The organism is Pantoea sp. R102, from assembly GCF_004916815.1.
Classification (GTDB): Bacteria; Pseudomonadota; Gammaproteobacteria; order Enterobacterales; family Enterobacteriaceae; genus Pantoea; species Pantoea dispersa.
In genome coordinates, this window is record NZ_SDFT01000025.1 from 1 (window position 1) to 7,976 (window position 7,976).

Consider the following 7,976-nt stretch of genomic DNA (forward strand, 5'->3'; position numbering starts at 1 on the left):
GCCGGATATCGTCATCATTGATATCGACCTGCCGTCGCTGGACGGAATTGAAGTGGTTAAGTCATTGCGCGAGCAGTATTTTCCAGGAAAAATCATCGTTATCTCCGGGAAAAATGAAAACGTGTATGCCGTGCAGAGCCTGCGCAGCGGCGCCAATGGCTTTGTCAGTAAAAAAACCGATATGCCAGAGATCGCCAGTGCTATTCAGGCGACACAACGTGGTTACGGTTATTTCCCGCTGGGCGGTTTTATGCAGCAAATGGAGCAGGAAAGCACGCTGGCGGAGAAAAAAATGATTGAATCATTGTCACCACAGGAGTTTCAGGTTTTTCATCACATTATTAAGGGCCTGAATAATATGCGCATCGCGGCGCGGATGGGCGTCAGTAATAAAACCGTCAGCACTTATAAAAGCCGGTTAATGGATAAACTGCACTGCAAAACCATGAGTGATTTATTTGCTTTCGTACACCGCAATCAAATGGAAGCCTCATGATCCGTCTGCTGATGTTTATCGGACTGGTGCTGTGCTGCAGCCCCACGGTGGCGCAGCCGATGCCACAGCTCTATATTCCGCTGGAGCGGGAACCGCTGGCACCGCTGATACCGCAACTGTCGCAGGACGACTGGCAGGCATTGCGTCAGTTGCCCACGCTGCGCATTGCGCTATGGGCGCCCGATATTCCGCCTTATCTCACCTTCCTTGATATGTCATCCGAGGAAAAAAACGTGGAAGGCGTATTTGCTGATTACGCCCGGCTGATTAGCCAGGCACTTGGCATGCGGATAGAGATGCTGCGCTATGCCGATCGTGACGCGGCGCTGGCCGCTATCGCTGCCGACCAGGCTGATATGCTGTTTAGCAAAGCCGGGAACACTGTGCCCGCCAACGCCCAGCTGGACGCCTCACACAATCTGCTGATCAACCGACCGGTGGTGGTAACCCAGCGCGATCGCGCCATGCAGCAGGTGCCTTATGCAGCGCCAGTCAGACTGGCGGTGGACCAGCACTATCTCAGCGACAGCGTAATCCGGGCGCAATTTCCTCAGGCGCACATCATGCGTTATGCCTCCAGTCGCGTCGCACTGTCGGCGCTGGCGACCGGCGAGGCGGATTACGTGCTCGATAATCTGACCTCCGCCAGCTTTTTAATTGAACGCAACTACCTCAATCAGCTGGCGCTGGCCGACATTCTCGCCCCACGCGCGCAGGATGCCAGTCGGCTACTGGTGAGTCAGCGCAGGCCGGTATTGCTGCGTGCGATAAATCGCGTCATCGCGGCGATCCCCGCAGAGCAGCATCGCGCGATCTCACGCCAGTGGACACAGCGCCCGGACATCTGGCGTCTGCAGCAGCCGCTGGCGCTTACGGCTGCTGAACAGCGCTGGCTACAGCAGCACGGCAGCGTGCGCGTGGGTTTTAATCCTTTTTTTGCGCCACTGGCGCTGCTGGATGGACGTAATCAGTTTCAGGGCATCAGTGCCGAACTGCTGCACCAAATCCACCTGCGCACCGGTATCAATTTTGTCGCCGTGCCGGAGTATCATGAAGACTCGCTCCTGATGCAGCTTCAACAGCATAAAATCGACATGGTGGCCGCACTCTCCTATAACGCGCAGTGGCCAGGCCGTTTTACCCAGCCGTGGCTGCACACGCCGTTTGTGCTGATTACCGCCGCTACCGCGGGTGCACCCGCCGCGCTGCACTCGGGCTTACGTATCAGCGTAATGAAAGGCAGCCCGGTCATTGGCTGGCTGCAGCAACACTATCCTGAAGTACAGCTACAGCTGGTGGACAACGCCAGTCTCGGCATGCAGCAAGTGGTGGAAGGCAAAGCCGATGGCATGGTGCATAACCAGCTGGGCGCCGCTTACCTGATCAAACGCTATTTTTCCGGACGGATGCGCATTGTCCAGCGCGTCGGCACCCAGCCCGCTCATATCAGTTTCGCCGTGCACGCTGGCAGGGTACGCCCGAGGTGACGGCCAGCAGCTGGCCACTGTATCGCACGCCATTTTATGCGCTGGCGGGCGTGGCAGCCGTCGTCTCCCTCGCCTGCCTGCTCTGGGTGTATCAGCGCGGCCGGGAAATCCGCCGCCGCCGCCGGGCGCAGCGGCAATTGCAGATCGCCCGCGATCGTGCCGATCGTGCCGATCGTGAAAATCAGGCCAAAAGCCGCTGGGTTGCTACCGTGAGCCATGAGATTCGCAATCCGGTCAACGCGATCATCGGCCTGCTGGCGCTGGAAGCGCGTAAGGCCGGTGCCAGCGAGGCGCTGCTGACTGCATGGCAATCGGCACAGGCATTAAGCGGCCTGGTCGGCGACATTCTGGATATGGCGAAGATTGAGCGCGGGCAGCTGACGCTGGCACCGCAGTGGCACAGCATCGCGACCCTGTGCCAGCCGGTACTGCAGCTCTATCAGGGGCTGGCGCATGAAAAAAACCTTAAGCTTAGCTATCACACTACGCTGCCTGATCTTGAAGTCTGGGTTGATGCGCCGCGCCTGCGTCAGGTGATCGCCAATTACATCAGCAACGCCATTAAATTCACGCCGCAGGGAAACGTGGCGGTGCATCTCAGCGGTGAGCAAAACGCCGCTGGCGAACTGGTGCTGGAAATTGAAGTGCAGGATAGCGGCATTGGCATCAGTGAACAGGAGCAGCAACAGCTGTTTCAGCCGTTTGCGCAGACCGCAGCCGGTCGTCAGCAAACCGGCTGCGGACTGGGACTGGTGATCAGCGCGCAGCTGCTGCAACAGATGCAGGGCAGCATGCGCCTGCACAGCGAGCCGGGTGAAGGCACCCTGGTTCACGTCACGCTGCCGCTACCGAGTCGTGCACCGCCGCCGGTAACTCTGTGCACGACTGATGCACCGCCCGCCGCGCCGGCACTGCATATCCTGGTGGTAGACGATCATCCGGCGAATTGTTTGCTGCTGACCCGTCAGCTGGAAGCGCTGCAGCATCGTGTTACCGCGATCGGCCAGCCTGACCTCGCAGCTGAGATCATCGCAACACAGCAGATTGACGCGGTAATCACCGATTGCCATATGCCGCAGATGAATGGTTTTACGCTGACCAGTGTGTTACGTCGCCGTGGTTATCGTCACAAAATCATCGGACTTACCGGCAGTGCACTGGCTGAGACGCGCGAACGCGGCCTCGCGGCTGGTATGGATGCGTGCCTGTTTAAGCCGCTGCATCCGGATCAGCTTAACGCTGCCCTGGCGCAGCCTGCTGCCCTGCCGGCATTGCTGTCTTTGCCGCAACTGCGCGCCATGGTGCACCACGATGACGATATGGTGGCAAAACTGCTGCTCAGGGTATGCGAAGAGAATCAGCGCGATTTGCAACAGGCCCAGCAGGAACTGGCGCAGCAGCAGTGGCCCGCGCTGGCACGCACGCTGCACCGGCTGGCCGGCGCAGCTCAAATTATCTATGCGGCAGATATCAATCAGCTTTGCCAGCAGCTGGAGCAAGCCTGCGTCGATGCGCACGATGGCGACCTGCTCAGCGTGGGTCTGGCTGGCCTGACTACGCGTATCGAGCAGCTACAGCTGGCCATTGATTGCTGGCTGCCGTTCAATCGTGTTGTAAAGCAATAAACATCCCGCTTACGGCTTCACCAGGCTGCTTTGCCAGGCGTGGAACAGGGTGAGCCAGTTTTGCACCGGCAGATGTTGCTTCTGGCCGGTGCCAAAGCCGTGACCGCCCTGCTGGAACAGATGCAGCTCCACGTTGACCTTGTTCTGCCGCAGGGCGCTGAACATGCCCAGCGCGTTTTGCGGTGAGGCGGTGCCATCGTTCAGCGCCTGCACCAGAAAAGTCGGCGGCGTGTGTGCGCTGACGCGATCTTCCTGCGAAAGCTGCGCCATTTGCTGGGCACTGAGATCTTTTCCGTACAGCGCCGCGCGCGTGCCTGGGTGGGTCACGCCCTGTTTCAGCGACAGCACCGGATAGATGAGGGCGCTGAAATCCGGGCGCGCCGACACCTTATCCTGCGCATCGACGGCCTGATAGTTAGCTTCATCGGGAGTGTTGCTCAGATTGGCGGCGAGAAAGGCACCGGCGGAAAAGCCCATCACGCCAATGCGGTCAGGCGCTACCTGGTACTGCTGCGCATTGGCCCGAATCAGCCGCAGCGCTCGCTGGGTATCGGCAAAAGCCTGCTGGCGATACTGCGCTGAACCGTCGTGTGGCAGACGATAAATTAACACAAATGAAGCGTAGCCCTGCTGGCTAAGCACGTTGGCCACGTCCAGCCCTTCAAGATCTTTCATAATATAAGAAAAACCCCCACCGGGAATGATTAGCACCGCCGCATGATTATTTTTTCCTGTTGCCGGAACATAAATCATTTGTGGCGCATCGACGTGGGTAACAGCCCGGTTATTAATGGCCGGGTTTTTACTAAAATTAATAAATTTATTATTTGCTGACACTTCATCTGGCCAGATCGGAATTTCCTTATTGGCAAACGCGGCCGGAAGATACAGTAAAAAAAACAGGCTAAATATCCGCAACCCTCTCATCGCACTGGCTCCAAATCCTGAATAAAAACAGTAACAAAAGTCAAACTGAGCGGATAAAATCGCTCAGTGACGCTCCGGCTCCCCGCGAGATAATGAAAAAAACGTACTCATCAAAAAATGTCTGTGGAAACGGTAGCAAATAAATATGGCAAAACCTATTCAATATAATATCGGACCAGGAAAAATTAGACTTTTCTCATGTTTACGTTAACAAGACCGTATGTTATAAGTGAATTTTAAACTATAAGAATCTGTGACCATGGGAATTTACTGGATCATAAGTCTTAGCCTGACTTTCGTCGCTATTGTCGAAATCATGTTAAGTAAAAATGAAAACACAGCGCAAATCAGGACGTGGCTTTATTTTGTTGCCGTTGTAGTACTTTTTACTTTTGGCGGTATTCGTGGCCTGGGAACCGGCCTTGATGACTTCCAGTATCGCGACTTCTATGCCCAGTTTATCGATAAAATTATTATCGAAGGTTTCTGGCGTGCGGTCGTGGAATTCCGTTATGAACCAGCCATTTACGCCATTGCCGGCGCGACACGTATCTTTACCGCTAATCCGGACATTTTCATCTTTGTCTTCGCGGTCATCGCTGTTGGTGTCAACGCGCACTACTTCCGTAAGCTGACACCGCTGCCGCTGGTGGCCCTCGCCGTCTACTCTGCGCACCTGTTTATCAACAAAGACATGAACCAGATTCGCTTCGGTTTATGTTCGGCGTTTTTAATGGGCTTCGTCTGGCACATGTCGCGGCGCAGCAAGTCTGGCATGATCACCACCTTCATCCTGTCGTTTATCAGCCACGCCACCGCGATTGTCGCGCTGCTGATTCCGCTGGCGATGATTGTGCGTAAAAACAAATACATCCCAATTGCCATCGTGGTCGCCAGCCTGCCGCTGGCGTTTCTCGGCAGTTCAGCGCTGATCGCCGCGCTCTCCAGCCACCTCGGTGCGCTGGGCGACAGGGCCATGGGCTATGCCGATGCCGATTCTCGCCAGGAACAGGGTATTCTGACCCTGTCGAACCTGAAGAATATCGGCTTCGTCTTTATCTTCAGCTACATGTTGCTGAGCGATAAAATTAAAAATTTCGACCCGGAAAAGTTTAATACCTATTACATTCTGGTGATCACTTTTGCCATCGGTAGTGGCCTGAGGATGGCGCTACAGGATTACGCTTCTGGTGGTCGTCTGGCGAACTATTTGCTGCAGGTTGAGCCGGTGCTTATTTCGCTGTGTATCTGGGAAACCCGGAAGCTGAAGAAGGTGCTTGCCGTGGCTGTCACCATTCTGATGGTGCTGTACTATCTCTACTACAACACCATATCGAGCAAGCAGTCGATTGTCGGCTATGAGGTGTCACGCACTTTCCAGCTGTTCCGTTAGGTCCAGAAATAACGCTAGCCAACTGGTTAGCGTTTTTTCATTAATAAGCCCTTTCTCATCGTCATCCAGGGAAAATCCGAATATTTTACTGGTCCTGAACATTGCTTGCTTTTTATGAGGATTAAAATTCTAATAGATTGCATCTGCTCACGCAGAACACCTGTGATAAGAATATTCCGAAGCAACCATGCAAAGTCTTTCATGGCTTTTCCTGGCACGTCGTCACTCAATGAAAGAATGCTGACATGAACGAAAAAAACAATTTTGACATCGTACGACTTTCCCTCGCCTTTATCGTAATGCTGGTGCATTCCGCTGAGGTGACGAGAAACGCCGATATCCGTTTCCTGGCGCATTTTCTCAATAGTGATTTTGCCGTCAAAGGATTTTTCGCAATAAGTGGTTTTCTTATTGCAAAAAGTTACTTAAGAAGTAAATCGCTGACGTCCTATTTTATTAAGCGCGCACAACGTATATTGCCGGCTTATATTTTCACCATCATCATGTGTTTTGTGATTGGCATGTGTCTTACTACCCTGCCGCTGATGGATTTCCTGAAAAATAAAGAAACCCTTAAATATCTGGTCGCCAACTTCTCGTTTCTTAACTTTATTCAGCCGTCGCTGCCGGGCGTGTTTACCAACAATCCCAATCAGCCGCTGGATGGTTCACTGTGGACCATCAAAGCCGAGCTGACACTCTACGTGCTGCTGCCCTTTATCGTGCCGTTGCTGAAGCGAAGCCCGCTGAAAGTGTGGAGCGTGATTTTTATTATCTCCTGCGCCTGGTACTTCTACTTCACCGCGCTGTACAGCGGCCCGAAAGCCGATACGCTGGCCAAGCAGTTTATTGCGCTGTCGTCCTACTTCTTCTTTGGCAGCCTGCTGGCGGTGCATCAGCCAACCTTTAACCGCCTGAAAGAGATCACCATTGTGTCGCTGGTGGTGTTCCTGCTGTTCAAGAGCACGGATTACGCGTTTATCGTTGAGCCGGTGGCGTTTTCGGCGGTAGTGATTCTGTTCTGCACCAGCCTGTGTAAAGAGATTAAAATCAGCCAGTACGGCGATCTCTCTTACGGCATGTACCTCTATCACTGGCCGATTATTCAGGTGCTGCAGCATTTCGGTGTGTTCGATGCCAACGCGTTTGCTGGCCTGGGGCTGACGATTGTGATGACGCTGGCGCTGGCTTACACCTCGTGGAATTTGCTGGAGAGCCGTTTCCTGAAGCGCACCCATCACGCTCAGCCGTCGATTGTGCCGCCCACCGCTGCACGCGACTAAGCGTTAATCATGCAGGCGCATGTCGCGCCTGCACCAATGCGCCACCGCTCAAATGGTGGCGCCCATCGACAGCTGATAATGCAAATCCACCTGTTCAATGGTGGGCTGCTGGTTAATCTTCTTCAGCACAATTTCCGTTGCCACTTTGCCCATCTCGAAGCGCGGTGTAATCACACTGGCCAGCCGCGGCGTTGTCGCCTGACCAATCTCCAGTCCGTGGAATCCGGCAATCGCCAGCGCCTGCGGCACCGCAATCCCTGCCGCCTGACACTCCTGCAGCACGCCGACCGCCAGATCATCGTTGGTACAGAGAATGGCATCCATCTGCGGATAGAGCTGGCGCGCCAGCGTCATCATGCCGGTGCCAATCGACACCGAAGAGACTTTGTTCGGTACGATGCGTCCGGCCGGCAATCCGGCCGCCGCCACGGCATCGCAATAGCCGGCATAGCGTTGTTGATCGCGGCGATCGGACATTGAGCCAAAATAAATCACCCGCCGTTTGCCGCTGGCCAGCAGCATCGCGGTCATGTCGTAGCCGGCACGGTAATTATCAAAGCCGACGTTAATGCGCCCGCGCGTCTCGCTCAGTCCCATCACTTCGGCGACCGGAATGGTGGCCGCGTTAAGATACTTTTCCGCGCGCACGGTATGCACCGACTCGGTCAGGATCAATCCCTGCACGTTAAAAGCCAGTACCGTGGCAATTTGCTCCTCTTCGCGCTGCGGATTGTAGTCGTAGTTGACCACCAGCGTCTGATAGCC

The 7,976-nt window shown here is 54.8% G+C and carries 8 protein-coding genes; 5 read left to right on the forward strand and 3 right to left on the reverse strand.

Annotated features, from left to right (window positions below):
* The 3 genes from ERD80_RS03315 to ERD80_RS03325 all read left to right on the forward strand — a co-directional run.
* Window positions 1-496 (forward strand): response regulator (locus ERD80_RS03315; RefSeq protein WP_136545730.1); only part of this gene is annotated, 496 nt, incomplete at its 5' end.
* The gene (locus ERD80_RS03320) at window positions 493-1,983 is read left to right on the forward strand and encodes a transporter substrate-binding domain-containing protein (RefSeq protein WP_136545732.1); all 1,491 of its coding nucleotides are present in this window, start codon (window positions 493-495) and stop codon (window positions 1,981-1,983) included. The genes ERD80_RS03315 and ERD80_RS03320, both read left to right, overlap by 4 nt.
* Complete coding sequence (locus ERD80_RS03325) at window positions 1,980-3,608, forward strand: ATP-binding protein (protein ID WP_136545734.1); 1,629 nt, start codon at window positions 1,980-1,982, stop codon at window positions 3,606-3,608. Before ERD80_RS03320 ends, ERD80_RS03325 begins: the two co-directional genes overlap by 4 nt.
* 9 nt (window positions 3,609-3,617) lie before the next feature.
* Here ERD80_RS03325 and ERD80_RS03330 read toward each other — a convergent pair whose 3' ends face one another.
* The gene (locus ERD80_RS03330; protein ID WP_058781882.1) at window positions 3,618-4,535 is read right to left on the reverse strand and encodes an alpha/beta hydrolase; all 918 of its coding nucleotides are present in this window, start codon (window positions 4,533-4,535) and stop codon (window positions 3,618-3,620) included.
* 316 nt (window positions 4,536-4,851) lie between these two features.
* Here ERD80_RS03330 and ERD80_RS03335 point away from each other — a divergent pair, with 316 nt between their 5' ends.
* On the forward strand, window positions 4,852-5,928 hold the full coding sequence (locus tag ERD80_RS03335) for an EpsG family protein (protein ID WP_233210743.1): 1,077 nt from the start codon (window positions 4,852-4,854) through the stop codon (window positions 5,926-5,928).
* 26 nt (window positions 5,929-5,954) lie between these two features.
* On the opposite strand, the gene ERD80_RS22385 is transcribed toward ERD80_RS03335, so the two are convergent.
* The gene (locus tag ERD80_RS22385; protein ID WP_164861029.1) at window positions 5,955-6,284 is read right to left on the reverse strand and encodes a hypothetical protein; all 330 of its coding nucleotides are present in this window, start codon (window positions 6,282-6,284) and stop codon (window positions 5,955-5,957) included.
* Between ERD80_RS22385 and ERD80_RS03340 the strand changes: the two genes are divergently transcribed.
* On the forward strand, window positions 6,228-7,211 hold the full coding sequence (locus ERD80_RS03340; RefSeq protein ID WP_248295816.1) for an acyltransferase: 984 nt from the start codon (window positions 6,228-6,230) through the stop codon (window positions 7,209-7,211). The two genes, ERD80_RS22385 and ERD80_RS03340, sit on opposite strands and share 57 nt — an antisense overlap.
* 48 nt (window positions 7,212-7,259) lie before the next feature.
* Here the strand turns inward: ERD80_RS03340 and ERD80_RS03345 are convergent.
* The coding region (locus ERD80_RS03345) for a substrate-binding domain-containing protein (RefSeq protein ID WP_136545738.1) at window positions 7,260-7,976 on the reverse strand (717 nt) is incomplete at its 5' end.

Bases quoted from the DNA above. Each gene is read 5' to 3' on its own strand.
- ERD80_RS03320 (WP_136545732.1), top strand. From the start codon at position 493: ATGATCCGTCTGCTGATGTTTATCGGACTGGTGCTGTGCTGCAGCCCC.
- ERD80_RS03330 (WP_058781882.1), bottom strand. From the start codon at position 4,535: ATGAGAGGGTTGCGGATATTTAGCCTGTTTTTTTTACTGTATCTTCCG.
- ERD80_RS03335 (WP_233210743.1), top strand. From the start codon at position 4,852: ATGTTAAGTAAAAATGAAAACACAGCGCAAATCAGGACGTGGCTTTAT.
- ERD80_RS03340 (WP_248295816.1), top strand. From the start codon at position 6,228: ATGCTGGTGCATTCCGCTGAGGTGACGAGAAACGCCGATATCCGTTTC.
- ERD80_RS22385 (WP_164861029.1), bottom strand. From the start codon at position 6,284: ATGCGCCAGGAAACGGATATCGGCGTTTCTCGTCACCTCAGCGGAATG.